Source organism: Dyadobacter sp. CY261, assembly GCF_021440085.1.
Taxonomy (GTDB): Bacteria; Bacteroidota; Bacteroidia; order Cytophagales; family Spirosomataceae; genus Dyadobacter.
In genome coordinates this window covers 1-1,039 of record NZ_JAKCPW010000068.1, presented here as the reverse complement: position 1 = coordinate 1,039, position 1,039 = coordinate 1, and the positions used below count along the sequence as shown (strand labels likewise).

The 1,039-nt window shown below is 47.1% G+C and carries 2 protein-coding genes; both read right to left on the bottom strand.

Annotated features, from left to right (window positions below; all coding sequences use genetic code 11):
* Positions 1–23: 23 nt before the first annotated feature.
* A complete protein-coding gene (locus tag LZD49_RS35385; RefSeq protein ID WP_234673383.1) occupies positions 24–347 on the bottom strand; it encodes a hypothetical protein in 324 nt (107 codons plus the stop codon).
* A 183-nt stretch (positions 348–530) separates the two neighbouring features.
* Positions 531–1,025 (bottom strand): hypothetical protein, encoded by a 495-nt coding sequence (locus LZD49_RS35380; protein WP_234673381.1) that lies wholly within the window; start codon positions 1,023–1,025, stop codon positions 531–533.
* Positions 1,026–1,039: the final 14 nt, after the last annotated feature.

The window sequence follows — 1,039 nt, the reverse complement described above, 5'->3', positions numbered from 1 at the left end:
TGTCTGATGTAAATCGGTCGACACTATTGCAATTGCTTAATGTAAGCGCGAATTAATTGTAGTCCTACTTGATCGATAATGGTCGTACCCAGTCTAGGCATGTGAAACCACCGATCCTTGGATGCCATCCGGTTCAGGATATCTTCGTGGCGATCAGCTATGCCGGTTTTTGAATATGGCAGCTCGTAGCCTACATAGAAACCTGTTTCCGAGGCATTACCTGCGGGTTGGTGGCAGTGGGCACAATTCACGTCCAGATATGCCCTTGCACGTTTTTCCAGGCTGTTATTTGTTTCTTGCCAGTCCGGGAAGTGAGTGATCGCAGATGTGGCTGTATTCGCAAGCAAACCCCGCTCATGCCAGTATGTCAGCTGATTGATCAGCGAAGTATCGCGCCGGACGCTACGGTTCAGATTTCGCCATTTCGGCCCAATTGGTATAATTGTGTTGTTGAATCGATGACAGGTGGTACATTCGGTATTGGTGGGAATATGGTAATTAACGGTTTGAGCAATTCCCCGCTCATCGATCTAGGTTACCTTCTCGTCAGTACCCCTGGTTTGCAGAACGGCCTCTGTTTGAGCCTCATTCCAAACATAGGTACCCACGTTCCATTTAGATTTATCTTTAACCAGAATTCGGGTTTCGAGTAGGTGTCTGCCTTTGGCTGTGTCCCGGTTGTCAACATAGTAGTAGAATGTCTTGACCAAGATTGTACTATCTGGAAAGTCGGGCAATCCATCCCCGCTGGGAAACAGCTTGGTGCGTGCAGGCAATTTGATCAATCGTTGCTTATGGGCATGATCAGTGAATAACGTCGTCGCTAACTCGTATTCGGTATAATCTTTGCCGGGGCGAAGATCGGCTGGCCGCCCTTCATACAGCCTGAAATCCGACAATTTAGTTGGTAATGACGCAGTGTTTTCAATGAGCGAATGATTGCCCCAAACATAGGCACAGACACCAATTAACACGACGCAAAAGCTGGCAACGGCCCATTTTACAATTTTAGATATCAGTTGCATTTTTCCTCAAAGTT

What these genes read in the sequence shown, in the direction of transcription:
- LZD49_RS35380 (WP_234673381.1), bottom strand. Translation starts at nt 1,025, where the DNA reads ATGCAACTGATATCTAAAATTGTAAAATGGGCCGTTGCCAGCTTTTGC.